We start from the raw sequence: 21250 nt of genomic DNA, 5'->3' as shown, positions 1-21250 counted from the left end.
CAGCCGCCGAACCTTTCCGATAGGTTCAAAGGGGCGCACAACCTTTCTGACAGGTGGGCGAAGACTCACCGGCTGTAGAGAGGATTAAAGATGCGCCTTCGTACCCTGTTTGCCGCCTCCACCGCGCTGGCTTTGGCCCTGCCTGCCGTTACCCATGCGCAGGTCGCCGAAGCCCCCGACGCCACCGATACCGCACCCGGCAAGGCCACCGGCCCCGCCCCGCAGACCGGCGATCAGGAGATCGTCGTCACCGCCCGCAAGCGCGCCGAAACCCTGCTCGACGTGCCGATCGCCGCCACCGCAATCAGCGGCAATACGCTGACCGAGCGCGGCATCAATTCGGTACGCGAAGCCGCCACCCTCACGCCCGGCCTCAATATTACCAGCGACGGGTCGGGCCGCGCCTTCGTCTCGATCCGCGGCGTCGGCGTCACGTTGGTCCAGTCGGTGCAGCCCGGCGTCGGCCTGTTCATCAACGGCATCTACCAGCCGAACACGTCCTATTTGAACAACCCGCTGCTCGACATCGACCGGATCGAGGTCCTGCGCGGGCCGCAGGGTACGCTCTATGGCAAGAATACCCTGGGCGGTGCGATCAACGTCATCACTCGCCAGCCCTCGAACGAGGTCGAGGCGCGCGGCAACTTCAGCTTCGCCGGCCCGGACGACAGCTTCCTCGCCTCCGCCTCGGTCAGCGGTCCGATCATCAAGGACGTGCTTCAGGTCCGCCTCGCCGCCGGCCACCGTCAGCAGGACGGGTTCCTCCGCAACACCCTGCTCGGCATCGACGCCAGCCCGTTCAAGACCGACTCCCTGAACGGCACGATCCGCTTCGTGCCGACCGGCGATGTCGTGCTGACGATCAACGGCTATTACGACTGGGTGAAGGGCGCGAACACGCCCTATGCCCGCGTCACCGGGCCGACCAATTATTCGCGCAGCGTCCAGTTCAACGTGCCAAGCCGCGTCGAATATCGCTATCGCGGCGTCAACGCCCGGCTGGAAACACCGATCGACGCGATCAACTCCAAGTTCACGCTCGTCGGGTCGTATGACGCGCGCAACGGGGTGTCGCCCAACACCGACGCCGACTTCGGCCCCGTTGATCTCGCGCGCGCGAACGGCACCGACATGCTCCGCACCAAGACCGTCGAGACCCGGCTCGATACCGAGATCGGCACCACGCTCAGCTCGCTGATCGGCCTGTTCTACAGCCGCGAGGAAACCGGCGCGTTCGATCGCACCCGCATTCTTCCCGCCAACCTGACGCGGTTGACCAACAATGCGACCAAGGCGGACACATATGCCGCGTTCGGCACGCTGTTCTGGAAGCCGAGCACCGCATGGGAGGTCGCGCTGGGCCTGCGGTACGATCACGAGGATCGCCGCGCCAACGGCAACGTTTCGATCAGCGTCGGCGCGGCGTCGCTGCCGACCACCGTCACCACCGCGCAGCTGAAGTCCGATCAGGTCCAGCCCCGCCTGTCGGTCACCCGGCACTGGTCGAGCCAGCTGATGACCTATGCCTCGGTCGCGCGCGGCTATCGCGGCGGCGGCTTCAACGCGCCGACCGCACCGATCCGCCAGTACAAGGGCGACAGTGCCTGGACGTACGAGGTCGGCAGCAAATACGTCTCGCCCGATCGCAAGTTCAGCCTGTCAGGCGACGTCTTCTACAACGATTATAGCGACTATATCGGCCTCAACTCGATCGCTCCCGCAGCGGGTGGCGGCCTCGTCACCGTCGACCTCAATTCCGGCGATGTCGAAAGCTATGGCGCCGAACTGGAAGCGACGCTCCGCCCGGTCAGCAACTGGTCGATCAACGGCAGCGTCACCTACGTCCACGCCCGCCTGACCGATTCCTCGCCCTACACGCTGGTGACGGGACGCCGGCTGTCGTCGGATCGGCTGACCTTCCAGCCCGACTGGTCCGGCAATCTGTACAGCGATTACACCATCCCGATCGGCAACACCGACAGCCTGATGCTGACCGGCGGCGTCACCTTCAAGGGCAGCCGCCTTGCCGGCACGCTCAACGAGACGACGCCGACGATCCTGAAAGGCTATGCGCTGGTCAACACCGCGATCACGTACCGCAGCGGCCCGCTGGAGCTGGCGATCTTCGCCAACAACCTGCTCCAGAAGGATTATTTCGACGCTTACATCGAAAAGACGACGTTGCAGCTCGCCGGGCTGCCCGCGTCCGACCTCGGCATCATCGGCGATCGGCGCCGCATCGGCGCCCGCCTCGGCTTCAGGTTCTGATCCCATGCATATCGAGACGTCCTTCATCCGTGCGGAACTGGACCCGGCGTTCGTCGGACGGCTTCGCGAACGGTTCGGCGCCAGCCTCAACATGTCGGCATCGATGCTGGAACAGCACGGGTCGAACGAGGCGCATTTCGACGTCGTGCTGCCCGACGCGGTCGTGTTCGCACGGTCGACGGAGGACGTCGTCGATCTCGTGAAGCTGTGCGTCGCCGCCAACGTGCCGATCGTACCCTTCGGCGCCGGCACCTCGATCGAGGGCAACGCGGTGCCGGTGCGCGGCGGGGTCAGCGTCAACCTCGGCCAGATGGACCAGATCGTCGCGGTCAACCCGGAGGATTTCGACTGCGTCGTTCAGGCCGGGTGCCGGCGCGAGCAACTGAACGAGCATCTGCGCGACACCGGCCTGTTCTTTCCGATCGATCCCGGCGCCAACGCGACGATCGGCGGCATGGCCTCGACCCGCGCCAGCGGCACCAACGCGGTCCGTTACGGTACGATGCGCGAGGCGGTGCTGAGCCTGAAGGTCGTCACCCCCGACGGCACCGTCATCACCACCGCCCGCCGCGCGCGCAAATCGGCGGCGGGCTACGACCTGACCCGCCTCTACGTCGGCAGCGAGGGGACGCTCGGCATCATCACCGAAGTGACGCTGCGGCTGCATCCGATCCCCGAGACGATCTCCGCGGCCGTCTGCGGGTTCGAAACACTGGAAGGCGCGGTCAACACCGTCGTCCAGTCGATCCAGTCGGGCGTGCCGCTCGCGCGCGTGGAAATCCTCGACGACATGCAGATCCGGGCCGTGAACGCATGGTCGAAGCTCGCGCTGCCGGAGGTGACGACGCTGTTTTTCGAATTTCACGGATCACCCGGCAGCGTCGCCGAACAGGTCGAGATGGTCAGCATGCTGGCCGCAGAGAACGGCGGCGGCACCTTCGATTGGTCCAACCGGCCCGAAGAGCGCGCCAAGCTGTGGAAGGCGCGGCATGAGGCCTATTATGCCGCCGTCGCGTTGCGCCCCGGTGCGGTCGGCTGGGCGACCGACGTCTGCGTGCCGATCAGCCGCCTACCCGAATGCATCACCGCGACCAAGGCGGACCTTGCGACCGCGAGCGTCCCCGCGACGATCCTCGGCCATGTCGGCGACGGCAATTTCCACGTCATCTTCGCGATGGACCCGGCCTCGGCGGACGAACTAGCGGAGGTACAGGCGATCAACCGCCGCCTCGTCGCCCGTGCGCTGGCGATGGACGGCACCTGCACCGGCGAACACGGGATCGGTATTGGTAAGCAGGAATGGCTGGTCGAGGAACTCGGCGACGCCGTCGACGTGATGCGCACGCTGAAGCGGGCGATGGACCCGAAAGACCTGTTCAACCCCGGCAAGATCTTCAGCCTGTAACGCCGGCCTGCCCTGCCCTCACCCTTCGCCGCCTTCGGCGTCTCTCCCTCTCCCGTCGGGAGAGGGAAGGAGCGGCGTAGCCGCGGGAGGGTGAGGACGACACGCGATCTTTCCGCCCCCCTCCCCCACGAGGAACCATCATGTCCGACACCCGTCCCTTCGCCCGCTCGCTCCCGCCGCTGCTCGCGCTCGCGCTGGCGATGGCGATCGGCTTCACCATGATGGCGTCGTTCGGCACCGTGCAGGAAGGCGCGAAGGCCGAACTGCACCTCAGCGACTATACCCTCAGCTTGATCCAGGGCCTCAGCGCCGCCTTGCCGCTCGCGCTATTTTCGATCCCGATTGGCATCTGGGTCGATCGCCACAATCGCGTCCGCATCATGCTGCTGCTGGTCGCGACGTTCGTCCTCGGCACATTGCTCACCGCATTTGCGCAAAGCGTCTTGCTGCTGTTCGTCGCGCGCATGCTGACCGGGATCGGCACCACTGGCGCGCTCACCGCCGCCCTCTCACTCTGCGCCGACCTGTGCGCGCCGGCGCAGCGCGGACGGGCGTTGCTGATCGTCAACCTCGGCAAGTCGCTGGGTCAGGCGCTCGCCTTCGGCCTCACCGGCGCGTTGTTCGGCATCTTCGTGCATGGCGGCGCGCCCGACTGGTTCTGGCAGGCGACACCGTGGCGCAGCGCCCACCTCGCGCTCGCGATCCTCGGTGCAATATTCGTGATCCCGCTTTTCCTTCTTCGCGAACCCGCCCGCCGCGAAGTCGCGGCAAGCACACATGCACCTTTCCGCATCGTCACCGCCGAACTCTGGGCACGACGCGCCTTCCTGATCCCGCTGTTCATGGGCCAGGTCAGCGTGGTCATGGCCGATGCCGCCGCAGCGATCTGGGCCGCGCCGGTGCTGTCGCGCAGCTTCGGATTGCAGCCCGATCAATTCGCCGGCTGGATGGGACCGCTGATCTTCGTCGCCGGCCTGCTCGGCGCGATCGTCGGTGGCTTCTCCGCCGATTGGGGGCAGAAGAGCGGTCGTCAGGGCGGCCTGCTGATCGGCGCGGTGGTCGCCGCCGCGATCGGCATCCCCGCCGCGCTGTTCCCGATCGCGCCATCGGTGCCGGTCTTCGCCGTCGCGCTCGGCACGCTGATTCTTTGCGGCTCGATCACCGGTGTCGTCACCTCGGTCGCGCTCACCGTGCTGATCCCCAACGAGCTTCGCGGGCTGTGCATCGGCGCGTTCATCGCCATCGCCGGGCTGATCGGCTTCGGCCTCGCGCCGACCCTGGTCGCCGCGGCGAGCAGCCTGTTCGGCGGCGAATCGCACCTTGATCAGGGGCTTGCCACGGTCGGGGCCGTCACCAGCGCACTCTCGTTGATCGCCTTCTTCTTCGCGATGCGCCGCGCGCCGTCATCCGCTCTGGCAGAACCTATCTGAAAGCTCTTGCATAAGCTATCGGACAGGTTCATCTTGCCTGCAACGATATAAAGGTGAGGACGGATGAAAGCGCGGATCGACGTATCGCCGGAAATGCTGGCCTTCACCGGTGACGGTCCGTTACCCGCTGGGGAATGGCCAGCCGATGCGGTCGCCTTCGGCTATCGCTTCGCACCGGCGACCTTCGCCTTTCATCCCGAACCGCGGACTGTGGAACTGGTCCCGGCCGACATCGTCTTCGTCGTCACCGCGCAGGCGTGCGGGCGTATCTTCGGCGGTGCGCCCGACCATGCCGGTGCGTGGCATCTTCCCAGCGATCTGCGCGCCATCGCGCTGGCGATCCAGCAGGCGCGCCTCCCGGGCAACGCCGCCACGACCCTGCGCGTCGCCAAATGCATCGAATTGCTCTGCGTGACCTTCGAGCGGCTCGGCGACGCCACCCTGATCCCCGCCGACGGCGCCGGCGCCTTGTCCGCGGCCGAGGCGCAGCGGATCGCCGACGCCCGCCGTCTGATCGACGAACGCTGGCACGAAAAGCTGACGCTCGATTCGATCTCGCGTGCCTGCGGCCTCAATCGCGCCAAGCTGACCCGCGGGTTCCGTTCGGTGTTCGCCATGAGCGTCGCCGACGCGATCGCCGACCGCCGGCTGGGCGGCGCGCGCGATCTGCTGCTGGCGACCGATCTGCCGGTATCGTCAATCGGCTATCGCTGCGGCTATCTCAACAACGCCAGCTTCACCCGCGCCTTCTCACGCCGCTTCGGTCAGGCGCCGACGCAATTTCGCAGCCGGCAGATCGCGGCATGACCGCTCCTCTATCCGGCCAGATTTCCGGCTCGCTGGTCGATCACGCCGTACGACGCATCCGCGACCATATCCGCGATTCGGACCTGAAGGTCGGCGACACCCTGCCCGGCGAAGGACATTTCGCTACCCAGATGGGCGTCAGCCGCGCGGTGATGCGCGAGGCGTTCGGCGCGCTGGCCGCACTGCGGGTGATCGACGTCGGCAACGGCCGCAAGGCGCGCGTGGGCGCGATCGACGGATCGGTGATGGCCGCCTCGATCGATCACGCCGTCGCCACCGCGCAAATCACAACGGCACAGGTCTGGGACGTCCGTCGCACGCTGGAATTGCGCACCGCGGCGCTCGCGGCCGACCATCGCAGCGATGGGGACGCCCGCGTCATCCTGAACCACGCACAAGGCATGGCGACGCATCAGAACGACCTCGGCACCCTCATCGGCCACGACATCGCCTTTCATCAGGCGATCGCCCATGCCGGTGGCAACGTCCTGTTCCACCAGATCGTGCGATCCTTCGAACAGCTGATGCGGGTGGCGGTGCCGAGCGCGTGGCATACGCGGGAAACATCGGTCCAGCGCGATGCCGTGATCGCGGTGCATCGCGATCTCGCCAATGCCATCGCCGATCGCGATCCCGCCGCCGCGGCGCGATTGATGGATGCGCATTTCGATCAGACGATCAGCGACATGTTCTACGAGAATGCGGACCGCTAAGTGCGGTCGAGGCGGGGAGCCGGACTTCGACATGACGCCACTGGGCCGTGCGAACAACGTTGCCGACCTGCGCCTGATCGCGCGCCGCCGGCTGCCGCGACCGATCTTCGACTATATCGATGGCGGCGCCGACGACGAGGTGTCGCTGCGTCGGAACGTCACCGCATTCGCGGACTACGAGATCGTTCCCGACGTCCTCAACGACGTGTCGCACATCAAGACAGAGACCAGGATCTTCGGGCAGTCGTCGCGCTGGCCGCTCATGCTGTCGCCGACCGGCCTCACGCGGATGTTCCACGGACAGGCCGAACTCGCCGTCGCCCGCGCGGCGGCGCGGCACGGGCTGCTCTACAGCCTGTCGACCATGGGTACGACGCGGCTGGAGGATCTGGCGCAGGCATTTGCCGGCCCGAAGGTGTTCCAGATCTACATCTTCAAGGATCGCGGCCTTACCGCCGAGTTCGTGGCACGCTGTCGGGAGTCAGGGTATCATGGCCTTGCGCTGACGGTCGACACGCCCGTGGCCGGCAATCGCGAACGCGACAGGGTCAGCGGCCTGTCCCTGCCGCCGAAGCTGACGCTGCGGTCGCTGCTCAGCTTCGCGCTCCATCCCTCATGGTCGCTGCCGGCGTTGACCGGCTCCAGGTTCGATCTTGCCAACGTCAGCCACAGGATCGACGCGCTGGCATCGGGGCCGATGAGCCTGTTCGATTATATCGGCGGTCAGTTCGATCGGTCGGTCGGTTGGCGCGACGTCGAATGGCTCGCGCGCGAATGGAACGGCCCGCTCGCGATCAAGGGCGTGATGACCCCCGAGGACGCACGCCGCTCGATCGCATCCGGAGCGACCGGCGTCATGATCTCCAACCATGGCGGCCGTCAGCTGGACGGTGCCCCCGCCCCTATCGACCAGATCGAAGCGGTACGGAATGCCGTCGGCGATGCACCGGATGTGATCTGCGACGGTGGCATCAGACGCGGCTCGGACGTCGTGAAGGCCATCGCCCTGGGCGCCACCGCCTGCTCGATCGGACGACCCTATCTGTATGGCCTGGCCGCAGGCGGCGAGCCCGGCGTCGATCATCTCCTGACACTGTTGCGCACGGAATTCGAGCGGACCCTGACACTGGCGGGGATCAACGATGTCGCCGCCTTGTCCCGCCGCCACGTCCGCAGGACACGGGGCGCAGGACACGGGGCGCAGGACACGGGGCGCAGGACACGGGGCACAGGACACGGGGCGCAGGATAGGGATGACATGCAGGTCATCCTGTCGTCGCACGCGTGATTGCGCCTGCGACAACCCCATCGATCGTGCTGATGCGGTCATGACCAGCACGAGGCCGATCCGCGCGCTGCATCGGGGAAGCGGTCGGATCGACTGAAACCGGCGGCGGATCGTGTTTCGACTGCGGTATCCGAATGGCACGTCTCCCCAAGGCATGCTGCTTGCCACATGGGTTCGACGGCCATCCGGCAACGACGTCTACGCTCAGGTTTTCTGTCGTGACGTTATCCACACGCGCGATGTCTGCGCAGGGGCGTCGGTGACGACCGACGTGGCGACCAGCGACGATCCACCCGGCGCATAGCTTACCGAGCCATCCGCCAGCGGGAATTCGGGGATGGGACCACCGTTGCGGTTGGCCCGTTGATAATAGGGCACGGCGCGCAGCTTGCTGCCATCCTGCCATTTGCCGTCCAGCGTAACGATGCCACCCAACAGGCCGGGCTGCCATGATGGCACCGGTAAGCCGGCGACGGGTCGATCGATATTGGGCTGGTCGATGCTTTCGACGGCATAGACGAGCGGACCGTATCGGAACGCCTCATGCCCGCGGGTGACCGCGATCTTGTCGCTTGCCACGATGCGTTGCACCGCCAGCGGGACATCGAAGCTGATGCGATCGCCTGCCTTCCACTCCCGACGGATGACCGCATAGCCATTCTCCATCAGGATCGGGGTCGACTGACCGTTCACCAACAGCCGCTTGATGCCGGCCACGGCCGGGCTCGCCGCGTACAGGGTGCTGGTCGCGCGGTCCGGCACGCGGACGTGCACGGCGAAACGGCTGGGTACCGCCGGGTTGACGGTGATCGCCACGGCTTCCTTCCACGGATAATCCGTCTGCTGCACCATCTCGACCTCGGTGCCCGCCACCTTGCCGACATTGACGCGGCTGCCGATGAACAGGTTCACGAACAGGGCGTCGCTGGCCTTGGCGTAGGCCCAGGTCGGCGCCATCAGCAGCGTGCGGGGGATGTTGCCGACGCAGCACGGGCACGAATGCCACTTCGCCCGCTCCGTCCCGTCGAGCGGATTGGTGTAGCAGAAGCTCTTGCCCGTGATGTCGACCGATCCGAGCAGCGCGTTGTACATCGTCTCTTCGAGAAGATCGGCGTATTTGGCGTCGTGATAGGCGAGGTTCATCTTGTACTGGAAGAAGATGAGGCCGCAGCTGGAGCATGACTCGCAATAGGCATCGTTCTTCAGCGCGTAATCGACCCCGAACCCTTCCGCGGTGTCGCCGCTGCCGACGCCGCCGGTGACGTAATATTTGCGGTTCACCATATTGTCCCAGAGCGACATCACCGCGCTCTGGTAATCGATGTCGCCGGTCTCGGCGGCGACGTCCGCCATGCCGGAATAGAAATACACGGCACGCACCGCGTGGCCGACCGCTTCATACTGGCGAACCGGCGGCACGTGGCTCTGGTCGTACTCCGACCCGCCCTCCCGAGAGTCGAGCAGAAAGCGCGCTAGGCGGACATAGGCGTCGCCGCGCTTGCCGCCCTCGACATCGTTGACGAACCGGCCAAAGCGGACCAGCGCCTGCTCCATCTCCTGATGCCCGTCGAACCAGGCCTGCTTGTCCGGTCCGATATGTGCCACCCAGCAATCCGCCAGCTTCTTGGCGGCATTATACAGCCGCAGGTCCTTGCCGCCCGTCAGCGTGTGGTGATTGATCGCCGATTCCAGGAAGTAACCGGCCACATAACCTTCGTGATTGCCGCGCTGCGCGGGCGACCAGCGGCGTGGCCATTCCTTGCGATCGGCAAGCGTGAATGCGGTCTGGAGATAACCATCGCTCTCCTGCGCGGCGAGGATGATCGGGATCCAGCGATCCAGCGTCGCGCGCATCTTGTCCTGCGCCTGTGTGATCTCCTTATCGCCGGCCGCATCCACCATCAGCGCGAGGCACATCGACTCGACGGTCTGGTAAATCCATGCGTTGGAGAAGACATAGCCCTTGTGCGTACCGTGCGCTTCGCCGCGCAGTGCCTTGGCCGCCTCGATGAAATTGTCGATCCCGCCCTGCCCCGTCGGCAGGTCGGTCCGCTCGCAATAGGCGACGCAATGGGGGATCCAGTTGACGATCAGCGACTTCACCCGCGCGTTCCACATCGGATTATCGACCGACCATGGCGTGGTGTAGACGACGTCGAGACGCTGGGCAGGCGGCGGCGCGACGGCGCGGACGTGCAGCGTCGATGCACCGTTCTTGGCACCCGCATTACCGGTCAGCCGCAACACATAGTCGCCCGGCGCCGAAAACCCCGCCAGCGTGTCCGATGCGGTGGGATCGGCGAAGCTGACGGTGCCCGGCCCGCTCGCCTTGGTCCAGCGCAGGCTGTCGCCCGGCGCCCGGCTTACCCAGCGCGCGTCGGCGGTAAGATAGGTCTTGCCACCGACGATCACGCTGCGGTCGATCCCCGCGGCGATCGCGGGAGCCAGCGACGGCAACGCGCCGGCGCTCAGCACCCGCCAGCGCAACACGCCGGCGGACTTGCCCGCCGCGGGCTCGACCTCCAGCCGGAGGCGGTCGGTGCTGAGGGGCGCGAAGTCGAACCCGTCGAACATGTCCTTGCCCAGCGTCGGCGACGTACGCAGCGTGACGGGAACATACTTGCCGCCGTCCCAGCGCAGCAATCTGGCGCTACGCGGCAACAACACCTCGCTTCCGTCGATAGCCCAGTACACCTCGACCCGGGACGCGGTGACCGGTTCGGACCAGCGCAGGTCGATCCACTGCATATCGCGATGCGGCCAGCTGCTCCACGCACCCTTCAACGTGTCCGTGGAGGCGGAGGGCAGCCGGGTGTCGAACAGCGTCAGCAGGCGCGGGTCCTCGCCCACTGTCGACGCGGTGGGCACCGCGACGGGCGCGAGATCGATGGCACCGCTCCCGGCGATGGCACGCCCGGGAATGAGTGCGAGGGCGCCCACCCCTGCCCCGCCGAGCAGCAGGTTGCGACGGCTCGGCCCGGTCTGGGCGGCAGGGTCGCAGTGATGGCTGCAGGTGGTGCTGTCGTGATAATCGCTCATCGCATTCTCTCCTGCCGGATGTCCGGCCTTTGGCTGTTTGCACCAATATTCTCGATCGGCGGGCAGTCCCCCGCCGGGGATCGCCGTCATTCCATCGCCTGTCGTGTGTCTTCCAATGCCTTGTCGACCAGAACGTGCATTGCCGCCGCCGCTGCGACGCCATCCCCTGCGACGATCGCATCGAGCACGCGGCGATGTTCGGGGATCGGATCGCGCGGCAATGCGCGCGATCGCTGCTTGAACTGTGTCGTCATGGTCACCGCCGTGCCGATGCTGGTAGTCAGCACGGCGAGGTAATCGTTGCCCGTCGCCCGCAGGATCGCGTCGTGGAACGCGCAATCCGCTGCCTGCCCGGCGAGATGATCGAGCCCGTGGCGGGCCATGGCCGCAAGGGCCGTCCGCATCGCCTTGATGTCGGCACGCGTGCGGCGCTCCGCCGCCATCGATGCCGCCCATGGTTCCACCATGACCCGCAATTCGAACAGGCTGCGCACGACCGCCATGTCGGGCTGACCGGAAAAGGTCCAGGTGAGGACATCCGGATCGAGCAGGTTCCAGCGATGGCGCGGCTGCACCACCGTTCCGGTGCGCGGGCGGCTTGCGACCAGCCCTTTCGCGACCAGCGTCCGGATCGCCTCCCGATAGACCCCGCGCGACACGTTCAGGGCTACCGATCCGTCCGCCTCGCTCATCAGCACATCGCCCGGGGCATGATCGCCCGACACGATCGCGGTACCCAGATGATAGGCGACGGCTCCGCGTAACCGCCGTCCCGTGCCGCGTGCTTCGGGGATGACTGCCGGGTCGCCGGCCTCGGCGCCATCCGGCGCGAGGTCGTCATCGCCGACTGTGGTAGGCTGCCTCACCGTCACGTTCGATTGCCTCGCCTGGCGTATCTGGCACGCGCGGTGGCGATGTCCTTCGCCACGGCATCGCGCTGCGTCGCGAACGTGTCGTCGACGAAGGTGATGGTGGGAATCTGCCGCTGCTCGATGGTCACCGGACGATAGGTGTTGAAGCCATATTCGTGGACGCCCGTCGATCCACGGCCCGCTGCCGGCCAGCTGAGATGATGGAAGGATGCGACCTTGTCATCGTTGGCGCGGGGGTAGAGTGCGTAACGAGCGACGTGGTTCATCGGGATGAATCCCATCAGCGCATCATATTGCATCTCGGCGACGGCGGGGATGCCGGGATGGCGATGGGCGAGCTGATCCACCAGATCGCGCGTGCCGACCAGCATGTCGCCCTGCGTATTGTTTTCCCACAAGCCGCAGATATCGAGGAAATACGCGTCGACCTTCAGCCGGTCGATCATCGTCGAAATGCGGCCTGCCAGATGGTCGCGCCAGCTTTTCACCGCGAGGTTCATGAAGACCATGGACCCGTCACCCTTGCGATCGCCGTCCCAATCCACGTAATTCGCCGGGAACGGTGCGCCGTAGACATCGTCCAGCCGGGCATCGGCAACCGCGGCGAAGGACGGCGATGCAGGATTGGCGACGTTCGAGCCGAACATGAGCGCGAAGCGGAACCCGAGCTTGCGCCCTTCCGTGACCAGCCGGTCCAGTCCGGCCTGCCCACCGGGCTTCGCACCGGTCGCAAAGGCGGGATAGTCCCAGTAATATCGGGCATCCCAGCCGGTCAGGAAGACCATCACGGTTGCGGGATCGATCTGGCGCGCGATCCACCGGAGGATTTCGAGCTGCTGCGCAAAGTCGTTGAAGACGTAGCCGGTCCAGTGTTCGCCGTGCAGCGCGATGACACAGGCGATGTGTTTCATCCAGTCGGGCGCATCGGTTCTGCTCGCAAGATCGGGGATCGACCACGCTTGTTCGACCGAGGTGAAATGTCGCCGTGCCGCGGTCGCGATGTCGGCATCCGGCGCGATACGCCAGCCGCAAGTGGTGACGTCTCCGCGCCGGTCCCAGCCGGCCTGTTCGTACAACAGTTCGATCTTGTACCCGTCGGCACCCGGCAGGAACGCAAAACGCGCCGGCCGCACCTCTTTCTGGAGTGCGGACAAGCCCCAGACCCGGCCATCGCGGCCCTCGATCGCCATGAAGGGCGTCGCCATTCCCCCCGTCAGCATGGGATATTCGAACACCCGCTCGGCCTCGCCGAGATCCTGCCAGTCGTCCGCGGTCATGGATACGCGCCCGCGCGGCAATCCACGCACGATCGTCTTCACCGCCTTGATCGGAATATCCATGCCGGCGGATACGGTCCATTCGATCGCGCCGTCGGCGGCGCGGGTCAATGCGGCGACGAGCTTTCCCTCGCGGCGTCGCTGTCCCCCGGCCCATGTCAGGCCCGTCGCGGTCAGGCGCAGCGTATCGCTGCTTCGCTCGACCGACACCCTCGTCGGATCGATGCCGTAATTGTTCTCGAACGTGATGATTTCAAAGCCGAACAGCAGATTGCCGAACGCCACGGACGGCTCCGGGTTGGCAAAGCTGAACTTCATCACCCCCGGCCCGCGCGGCGGTGTGTTGATCCCGTCGACGGATGTCAGCAGGCGCAGCCCCGCGGGATTGGCGCCAGATGCCTGCGCTGCAGCCGCCCCGGGGGCCAGCACCGCTGTACCACCCGCCGCCGCAGCGCCCGCCAACAGGGTTCGGCGCGAAACAATGCTGTCGTCGGTCATGCGCATTCCTGTCTAGTCCTTCAAATGGCCACCCGGACGCGAACGACCGGGTGGCCCCGGCGGTTAGAGGCCGCCGCCCAGCTTGATCTGGAAGCCGGCGTAGATGCGGCGGTTCTCCAGAGCATCCTGCGCGAAGAAGCGGTCGTCCTCGAACGAACGGCGGATCAGCGACTGCGTCAGGTTGACGCCGCTGACGATCAGGTTGACCCGCGGGGTCAATGCATAGGTCAGGTTGGCATCGAGCTGGCCGAACGGCGTCCGGTAATCAGGCCGGCCGCGCGGATCGTTGCTGGTCGCTTCCAGCAGCAGGCTGCGCCAGACCCAGTTGACGTTCGCGCTGATCCCGTACTTCCGATAGGTGCCGGACAATTGGTAATTGTGCCGCGTGATCTGCTCGTACGGCACGATGTAACCGGCGTCGTTCGGCGACCTGGAGCCATCGACATATGTATAGCTTCCCTGCACGCCGAGGCCCGACAACGGTCCCGGCAGGAAGCTGAAGCTTTGCCGGTAGCCGACTTCCGCGCCAGCCACGTATCCATCGATCGCGTTGGCCGGTCGGGTAACCTGAAAGCCTGCGACCGCGGTGCCGATCGTCTCGTTCCGGATAAAGCCGCTCACGTCCTTGTAGAAGCCGGCGGCGTAGACGCTGTTGTCCGATCCGAAATAATATTCCAGCGACGCATCCAGCTGATCGGCGCGCAGCGGCTTCAGGTTGGGATTGCCCGACGAGCCGATACGATCCTGGAAGTTGAGCGTGGTTACCGGGGCCAGCTGCGCGAATCCGGGCCGCGATACCTGCTTGGAATAGCTGAGACGCAGGAACAGATTTTGGGCCAGCGTCAGGCGCATGTTGGCGCTGGGCAGGACGTTGACGTAGTTGCTGCCGGACGTCTGCGGCACCAGCGTGGTCGTCGGCACACCGCCGATCAGCGTGGTGTTCGCCTGCGTGCCGTTCAGCGTGAAATCGGTCTGCGTCACGCGAAGGCCGACGTTGCCGTCCACCGGAATGCCCAGGATCGGCACCGCGAACGATGCCATGCCGTAAGCGGAGATCACCTTTTCCTTGCCGCTGTATGCCGATGCAGGGCTGTCGGGAACGTCTCCGCTGACTCCGAAGAAACCACGGGTCCGGTCGACATAGCGTGTCAGCACACGTGGGCCGAAACTGGCCCATTGACGCTGGGTGACCGGGGTGTTGTCGTACAGGTCGTTGGCGGTCAATTCGCTCAGCTGGCTTGATGCCACGCTGCCGATCGTTGCCGGGACAAGTCCGTTGCGCGAACCGCCGCTGTGACCGATGGTCCGGCTGTCGTAGCGCAGACCGACCTGAATATTGCGCAGCGTTCCGTCGAAATCGTACTTGCCGTCGAGCCGCAGCGCGATGTCGTCGCTCTCGTCACGGTTGATGTACTCGAAGAAGTTCGAGAACTTGTAGCTGTTCTGGTTGGCCTGATCGACACCACCGATCACGAAGGACGGATATGTCACGTCGGCGTTATATGCCACGGTCGGCGCAGTGGAGGTCATCGCAATGCCGCCGCCCGGCCCCCTGAACGTGGAACGGGTATAGGCCGCATCGAAGCTGATCGTTGCAGCCTCCTGCTTGTACGTGGCGTTATAGCCTGCCTGGAACGCAGCCAGCTTGCCACCGAACAGGTCGAGCCCCGACTCGATCGGTACGTCGCGATAGTTGCCGGAACGGAAGATGTTGCTGTTGGGATAGAGGCTGAACGGTCCCGTTGCCGTTGCACCCGCCGGGGTGACCCCGGTTACCGGATCGCGGGTCGGCTGCGTCAGCGCGACGCTGAGGTTCTGCAAACCGCCGACGTTCGACGTGCTATTGTACAACACGTCGACCACCATTTCGAGCGCATCGTTCGGCCGCCACTGCAGCGAACCGTACCCCGTCGCCAGCTCCTTGTTATTGAAGAAGTATCGCTTGTAGACCGATGTGGGCGCATCGATGTTGGTGCCGCCCGGGCCGGTCTGGAGCCTGTTGCCGTTGGTGGTCAGCAGATCGAGCGCATTGCGCTGCCGCTGGAAACTGCCGCCGACCAGGATGCCGATGTCGCCCATGCCGGTATCCCAGCGATTGGACGCATAGCCCGACACGATCGGATCGATCTTGCCGTCCAGATTGGTATGAACGCCCTTGACCGTAGCGGATGCGGCGAACCCGTCGAAGTCGAACGGACGGCGGCTGCGGAAGTCGACGATGCCGGCGATGCCGCCCTCGATCTGATCGGCCGTCGGCGTCTTGTAGACCGCGACGCCGGACACCAGATCACCGGGAAGGGTGGCGATATCGAAATTACGACCGATACCGCTCGGAAAATTGCGGCCGTTCAGGCGATTTTCCGTCTGGCTGAGACCGCGGATCGATACGATGCCGCCGCCGCCGCCCTGTGACACCTGCATGCCCGGTACACGCCGGACGATGTCGATCAGAATGGTATCGGGAATGTTGCGCAGGTCGCTCGTCGTCAGCACGCTGACGGACTGTGGCGCATCGCGCTTGATCTGGCTGGTCGTGCTGAAGCCCAGTCGCTGGCCGGTGACGACGATATCCGCGACGTCCGATTCCGCGGGAACCGCCGGTTCGCTCTGTGCGACCGGCTCGTCCTTCTTCTCCGCGCCGGTCGTTTGCGCCTGCGCGCTGCCGATAGCGGCCAGACCGGCGGCGGACATCATCAGGCCATTGTAAAGCCAGTGATTATAGCGATTCGTTTTCATAAAGCCCTCCCCTTCGATGCTGCGCATCGTGTTATGTTCTTCGTATCTGGCGGTGATCGCCCCCCCCCGCCGCTCAGGCAGGATGTGGCTCGCGATCATGGCGCATGGCGGTCATCGTCGCTTTCCCAACCCGACGCTGGCACCGACGAAAAATCGTCGGCTTTCGTCGAACGTCTGATTGATGAACCGGCGATCCTGGAAATACTCCTGCGTCCGTCGTTGCAGCACGTTGAGTGCGCTCGCGGTCAGGCTGATCCGCGCCGTCACGGGCACGGCGAAGGTGGCGTCCAGCTGCCCGTAAGGGTTGCGGAAAAGTGGCCGGCCGAGCGCATCGCCGCGCGACAGCTCCACGATGCGACTGCGCCAGATCCAGGTCACGCCGGCCGAAACGCCAGCGCGATCGTAAGTCACGCCGATCATGTGATTGTGGCGCGACATCTGCTCCAGCGGCACGCGAAAGCCTGCGCCATTGTCCTGCGTGAAGCTGCCGATGCGGGTATAGCCCGCCTGTAATCCCAGTCCGGCCAGCAGCCCGGGCATGAAGCGCAAGGCTTGCGTAAAACCAAGCTCGACGCCGCCGATCCAGCCGCTATCCAAGTTCACGGGCCGGCTGATGAGGAATGATCGTCCGTCGATCTGCTCCGCTGCCGCCTGCGTGCGAATGAAGCCCTGCACCTGCTTGTAGAAGGCTGCGGCGTACACGTTGCCGCCGTTGGCGGAATACCATTCCAGCGCCGCGTCATATTGCGATGCGCGCAGTGCATCGAGGCGCGGATTACCGGCGTCTCCGACGGCATTCACGAAGTCGAGTATTACAGTCGGCGACAGCAGCGTGAACGACGGGCGCGTGATCTGCCGCGACCACGCCAGACGCAAATAAAGGCGGCGATCGAGCTCCGCCCGCAGGTTGATGCTGGGTAACCAATGGTCATACGAGCGATCGAAGTCCCGGATGGCGCCCGACACCATCGGTGGGCTGCCGATCGACAGATGCGTGGCGGCATAGCGAAGCCCCGCATTGCCATCGATCGGCATGCCTCCCGCAGCCATGCCGAAGGTCGCCTCGACATAGGCGTTGGTGATCGTCTCCCGCGCCCGAAAGCCCGATTCGGGATCGAACGCTGGCGCGCCGGACTGAAGCCCGAACACGCTGCGCAATGTGCCCAGCCGTTCGACCGCAAGTGCCTGCCTGGTGGGGGCGATCCACTGCGCCTGCGGATAGGCCGACGTGAACAATCGATCGAGCCCGGTCCCGGTGAAATTGTCGCCGGCCATCGTAACCGTACCGCCGGATACGTCCGCCAGCGTCAGGCCTGAATTACGATCGACGTTCCGCCGGGCGAAGCGTCCGCCGAATTTCAGCGCCTTCATCGTCCCGTCGAACGCGTGGACGCCGTCCAGCCGAACGTTCGTTTCCCGATTATTGTCACCAACATCGAATTCGCTGTAGGCGGCGAGGCGCCAGGTGTCGGTCGCGGTCGGATCGATACCCGACACCGTGAATCGCGGCAGGTCGCGATCGATGCCATAGTCGAGCTGCGGCGCCGAGGCGCCCAGCGTGGCGGTGGGCGCGCGATATCGAAAGCGGGTCGCCGTGTTCGCAACATTGACCAGCAGGCTGAGCGGACCGTGTTCGTAGCGCCCGCTCAGGCCATATTGGCGGGTTTCGAAATAACCTTGCCCATAGGTCGTACTCGACTCCAGCGGCACTGCAGTCCAGCGGCCGCTCCGCACCGCCATCGTATCGGGATGCAGATCGAAGGGGCCGCTCGCCACGCCATCAACCAGCGACGCCAGCAGCGATGTCGTCGTGAAGTCCAGCGTGCTGCGATTGTAGAGAACGTCGCCGGTGATCTCGAATGTCGTCGCCGGTCGCCATTGCGCCGACGCATAGACTGCATCCAGGGTCTTCGTGCCGCGGAGATATCGCTTGATCGCGTCGACCGGCGCATCGACGATTTGACCGGTTTCGATCGGCCGCAACGCGTTGGTGTCGATGCGGAAGATGTCGCCCGCGACATCCTGGGACTGGTGGCTGGCACCGATCAACAGACCGATCTCGCCCGCGCTCGTTGTCCACCGCCCGCTGACATGTCCCGAAACATAGGGGCGGACCCGGCCGTCCAGATCGCCGTACACGCCCTTGACGGTCGCCGTCGCCTCCGGCGTCGCGGCGTCGAACGGGCGACGCGTGTGGAAATCGACAACGCCGCCGATCCCGCCCTCGATCTGGCTGGCAGATGGCGTCTTGTAGACATCGATGCTGGAGACGATGTCGGATGGCAGGGCCGCGATGTCGAAGCCGCGGAACAACGTGCTCGTCAGATTGCGGCCGTTGAGACGATATTCCGTCTGGCTCAGACCCCTGACCGTGATCAGAGCGCCCGCGGCACGCACGGACGATTGCACCCCTGGGACGCGCCGCAACACGTCGGCCAGCGACGTGTCGGCGACCTTGCGAATGTCTGCGTCGCTGAGGCCGCTGACCGATTGCAGCGACCGGCGCTTGACCTCGGTCGCCTCGCCCTGGTCGAGGCGCGTCCCGACAATGACGATATCGACGGTGTCGTTGTGCGCGACCAGCGCGCGTGCGACGATCGGCACCGGCCTGTCCGCGGACGCCGCGGCCAGCACATAGCCCCCGTCGATCGCCCGGAATGTCAGCCCGGTGCCCGTCAGCAGGCGGGCAAGGCCCAGATCGGGATCGAACCGGCCGTCGAGTGCCGTTCCCAGCTTGTTGCGAACCAGTTTCGGGGCAAAGCCGACCGAGCGCCCGGTCTGGCGCGAGAACGTCCGCAAGGCATCGACCAGGTTCGTTTGCGGAATGCGGAGCAACCGCGGAAGCTGCCGGACGCGTGAGGACGGCTGCGGCAAGGCCTGCGACGCACGCTGGGCCGTTGCCTTATCGACGGCCGCGACCGTCAGTAGACCCGTCATGCCCAGCAGCTTGCCCATCAGGCGCGTCACCCTCCCTGCTCCCATGCTCCGCTCCGATCTGTGCCGAGCCGAGTATGAGTGAAGACGTGGCGGGCGCTGAAACCCGTAATAGTAGGACTAACTTATTTTAGTGTTTTGTGTGACGGACCGAAATCGACGGCGCATCGCCCGGTCGGACGAGCGCCGCGGGCAGGGAACTGGCGACGGCGTCGAGGAAGCTGGCGCTCTGGTCTGCGCGGAACGATCCGCTGATCCGCCAGTCGCTTACATCGGGCGAGATGCGGATCGGAACCCGCCGATAGCGATTGACCTCGGCGACCGCGCGGGCGAGCGGAACGTCGTCGAACAACAGCCAGCCATCGCGCCATCCGACGATCGCCCCGGCATCCGCAGGCACGGTGATGCGCACCCGATCGTTCGCCAGCGTCAGCAAACGACCGGGTTGCAGTCGTACGGAAGCCGCCGTGTCCGGATCATAGTCGGCGTTCAGAGAGGCGTCATCGGCAAAGACCGTGACCCCGGTTGCCGTCTTCCTCACATTCAGCCCGCCCGACCGCAGCCGGATGACGCCACCCGGAACCCTTAGCCGGATCGGCTTGCCCGTCGTGCTGACATACGCTTGCCCCTGGATCGTCAACGTCGTTCCCTCGACCGTGACCCGGCTCGCCGTATCCAGCATCACATCCACAGGCGCGTCGATGGCGAACGTTTTGCGCTCGCCTGTTGCGGTCGAGAACACGCGCGGCGGTGCGGCGACTACTACGGGTGCCGGCTGCGTGAAGTGACGTATCGTCAGTGCCGCGACGGGCATCACCACGATCGCACCGCACAGTCCGGCGATCGCGACGTGACGGCGACGACGGCGACGGTTGGCGGCACGCCAAAGCGCGGCATCGCCCAGATCCTGCGACACCTGTTCCGCGGAACAGGCTCGGGCGATGCCGTCTGCCTCGACGATCGCGGCATAGGCCTGCTGATGGGCGTCGCCAGCGCTGTACCACGCCCCGAATCCGGCATCCGCGGCCGCGCGGGCGGGGCCGTCGGCCACATCGTTCAATCGGGCGTGCCACCACGCGGCTTGCTCCAGTTGCTCCCGGGTCATCAACGGAACTCCGCGAGCCGGGTGGCAAGATGGCTCAACGCGCGCGCATGATGCTTCTCTACCGAACTCAGCGATATCTGCATCGTCCGGGCGACTTCGGCCATCTTCATTCCTCGCAGAGTCTTCAACGCGAACACGTCCCGCGTGCGTTCCGGCAGTTGGAGCAGCGCCTCTTCCATCCGCGCGGCCATGGCCTTGCTGTCGAGCACCCGGTCTACCGATAATTCTGTGCTTTCCAATTCGATATCGTCCAGATCGGCATGATCGGAGACGTGCCGTACGCCGCGACGCCGATGATGATCGATCAACACCGACCGGGCGACCGAAATCACATATCCTTTGGGGCTTTCGAGGGTTGCGGGAACGACGGACTTGCTCAGCTTCAGGAAAACATCCTGAACGAGGTCGGGCACTTCGCTTTGATCCGGAGCATGACGCGCGAAAAAACGCGCCAGCAGCGATCGATGATTGCGTACCAGCTCGGCGAGTCGATCAGTCGGCTTTACCTTACCCGAATCAGCCACCCGCCTGCTCAGCCCTTCGTAATTGTGGTGATCTCCTCGGCGTCCATATCGTCGGCCAGTCACGCTAGCCAGGGATTCCGACACGATAGTGATCGTCATCCACCGCCGGCGCGGTAACACCGATCATGGCGATATACTGTAGTGAAACTTTGCGACGGATAAGCTCTTCTATAGTCCCACCCGGTTACAAGGAGTTATGGCGCCGTAACCGGGTGAGCCAGATCATTCTGGCAATGTATTCCCGCTGCTCATCCAGGCGGAATGGATTTGCTGAAACTCTCACGCAAACCTGAAGGCGTGGGCGCTGTCTTCGTAAGAGCAGCGATACCGGAGCAAGGCAGCATGGTCGCCTCA

The 21250-nt window shown here is 65.2% G+C and carries 13 protein-coding genes; 6 read left to right on the top strand and 7 right to left on the bottom strand.

The features are described from left to right. The first annotated feature begins 90 nt into the window (after positions 1-90). From NF699_15080 to NF699_15055, 6 genes are all read left to right on the top strand, one after another. Positions 91-2268 (top strand): TonB-dependent receptor, encoded by a 2178-nt coding sequence (locus NF699_15080; protein ID USU04351.1) that lies wholly within the window; start codon positions 91-93, stop codon positions 2266-2268. A 4-nt stretch (positions 2269-2272) separates the two neighbouring features. Further along, a complete protein-coding gene (locus tag NF699_15075; GenBank protein USU04350.1) occupies positions 2273-3673 on the top strand; it encodes an FAD-binding protein in 1401 nt (466 codons plus the stop codon). Positions 3674-3813: 140 nt separating this feature from the next. Next, positions 3814-5103, top strand: a complete 1290-nt coding sequence (locus NF699_15070) for an MFS transporter (GenBank protein USU04349.1) — start codon at positions 3814-3816, stop codon at positions 5101-5103. 63 nt (positions 5104-5166) lie between these two features. Further along, positions 5167-5910, top strand: a complete 744-nt coding sequence (locus NF699_15065) for an AraC family transcriptional regulator (GenBank protein USU04348.1) — start codon at positions 5167-5169, stop codon at positions 5908-5910. Next, positions 5907-6623, top strand: coding sequence for an FCD domain-containing protein (locus NF699_15060; protein USU04347.1), 717 nt, complete (start codon positions 5907-5909; stop codon positions 6621-6623). The genes NF699_15065 and NF699_15060 overlap by 4 nt, the downstream gene beginning before the upstream one ends. A gap of 31 nt (positions 6624-6654) precedes the next feature. Then, positions 6655-7911: an alpha-hydroxy-acid oxidizing protein gene (locus NF699_15055; GenBank protein USU04346.1), complete on the top strand. Its 1257-nt coding sequence runs from the start codon at positions 6655-6657 to the stop codon at positions 7909-7911. Positions 7912-8115: 204 nt separating this feature from the next. On the opposite strand, the gene NF699_15050 is transcribed toward NF699_15055, so the two are convergent. The 7 genes from NF699_15050 to NF699_15020 form a co-directional block, all read right to left on the bottom strand. After that, positions 8116-11040: a glycoside hydrolase family 127 protein gene (locus NF699_15050; protein ID USU04345.1), complete on the bottom strand. Its 2925-nt coding sequence runs from the start codon at positions 11038-11040 to the stop codon at positions 8116-8118. Continuing rightward, positions 11037-11744, bottom strand: coding sequence for a FadR family transcriptional regulator (locus tag NF699_15045; protein USU07115.1), 708 nt, complete (start codon positions 11742-11744; stop codon positions 11037-11039). The genes NF699_15050 and NF699_15045 overlap by 4 nt, the downstream gene beginning before the upstream one ends. Positions 11745-11818: 74 nt before the next feature. Continuing rightward, on the bottom strand, positions 11819-13597 hold the full coding sequence (locus NF699_15040) for a hypothetical protein (GenBank protein ID USU04344.1): 1779 nt from the start codon (positions 13595-13597) through the stop codon (positions 11819-11821). 63 nt (positions 13598-13660) lie between these two features. After that, positions 13661-16333, bottom strand: a complete 2673-nt coding sequence (locus NF699_15035; protein USU04343.1) for a TonB-dependent receptor — start codon at positions 16331-16333, stop codon at positions 13661-13663. A 111-nt stretch (positions 16334-16444) separates the two neighbouring features. Further along, on the bottom strand, positions 16445-19300 hold the full coding sequence (locus NF699_15030) for a TonB-dependent receptor (protein USU04342.1): 2856 nt from the start codon (positions 19298-19300) through the stop codon (positions 16445-16447). A 97-nt stretch (positions 19301-19397) separates the two neighbouring features. Further along, positions 19398-20372: a hypothetical protein gene (locus tag NF699_15025; protein USU04341.1), complete on the bottom strand. Its 975-nt coding sequence runs from the start codon at positions 20370-20372 to the stop codon at positions 19398-19400. After that, positions 20372-20995 (bottom strand): sigma-70 family RNA polymerase sigma factor, encoded by a 624-nt coding sequence (locus NF699_15020; GenBank protein USU04340.1) that lies wholly within the window; start codon positions 20993-20995, stop codon positions 20372-20374. The genes NF699_15025 and NF699_15020 overlap by 1 nt, the downstream gene beginning before the upstream one ends. Positions 20996-21250: the final 255 nt, after the last annotated feature.

This window comes from Sphingomonadaceae bacterium OTU29LAMAA1, from assembly GCA_024072375.1.
Lineage (GTDB): Bacteria > Pseudomonadota > Alphaproteobacteria > Sphingomonadales > Sphingomonadaceae > Sphingomonas.
Note: the sequence above shows the minus strand (reverse complement) of the source record. Positions and strands in the feature narration are given on the sequence as shown.

Bases quoted from the DNA above. Each gene is read 5' to 3' on its own strand.
- NF699_15070 (USU04349.1), top strand. From the start codon at position 3,814: ATGTCCGACACCCGTCCCTTCGCCCGCTCGCTCCCGCCGCTGCTCGCG.
- NF699_15060 (USU04347.1), top strand. From the start codon at position 5,907: ATGACCGCTCCTCTATCCGGCCAGATTTCCGGCTCGCTGGTCGATCAC.
- NF699_15065 (USU04348.1), top strand. From the start codon at position 5,167: ATGAAAGCGCGGATCGACGTATCGCCGGAAATGCTGGCCTTCACCGGT.
- NF699_15055 (USU04346.1), top strand. From the start codon at position 6,655: ATGACGCCACTGGGCCGTGCGAACAACGTTGCCGACCTGCGCCTGATC.
- NF699_15080 (USU04351.1), top strand. From the start codon at position 91: ATGCGCCTTCGTACCCTGTTTGCCGCCTCCACCGCGCTGGCTTTGGCC.
- NF699_15050 (USU04345.1), bottom strand. From the start codon at position 11,040: ATGACGGCGATCCCCGGCGGGGGACTGCCCGCCGATCGAGAATATTGG.
- NF699_15025 (USU04341.1), bottom strand. From the start codon at position 20,372: ATGACCCGGGAGCAACTGGAGCAAGCCGCGTGGTGGCACGCCCGATTG.
- NF699_15035 (USU04343.1), bottom strand. From the start codon at position 16,333: ATGAAAACGAATCGCTATAATCACTGGCTTTACAATGGCCTGATGATG.
- NF699_15020 (USU04340.1), bottom strand. From the start codon at position 20,995: ATGACGATCACTATCGTGTCGGAATCCCTGGCTAGCGTGACTGGCCGA.
- NF699_15040 (USU04344.1), bottom strand. From the start codon at position 13,597: ATGACCGACGACAGCATTGTTTCGCGCCGAACCCTGTTGGCGGGCGCT.
- NF699_15075 (USU04350.1), top strand. From the start codon at position 2,273: ATGCATATCGAGACGTCCTTCATCCGTGCGGAACTGGACCCGGCGTTC.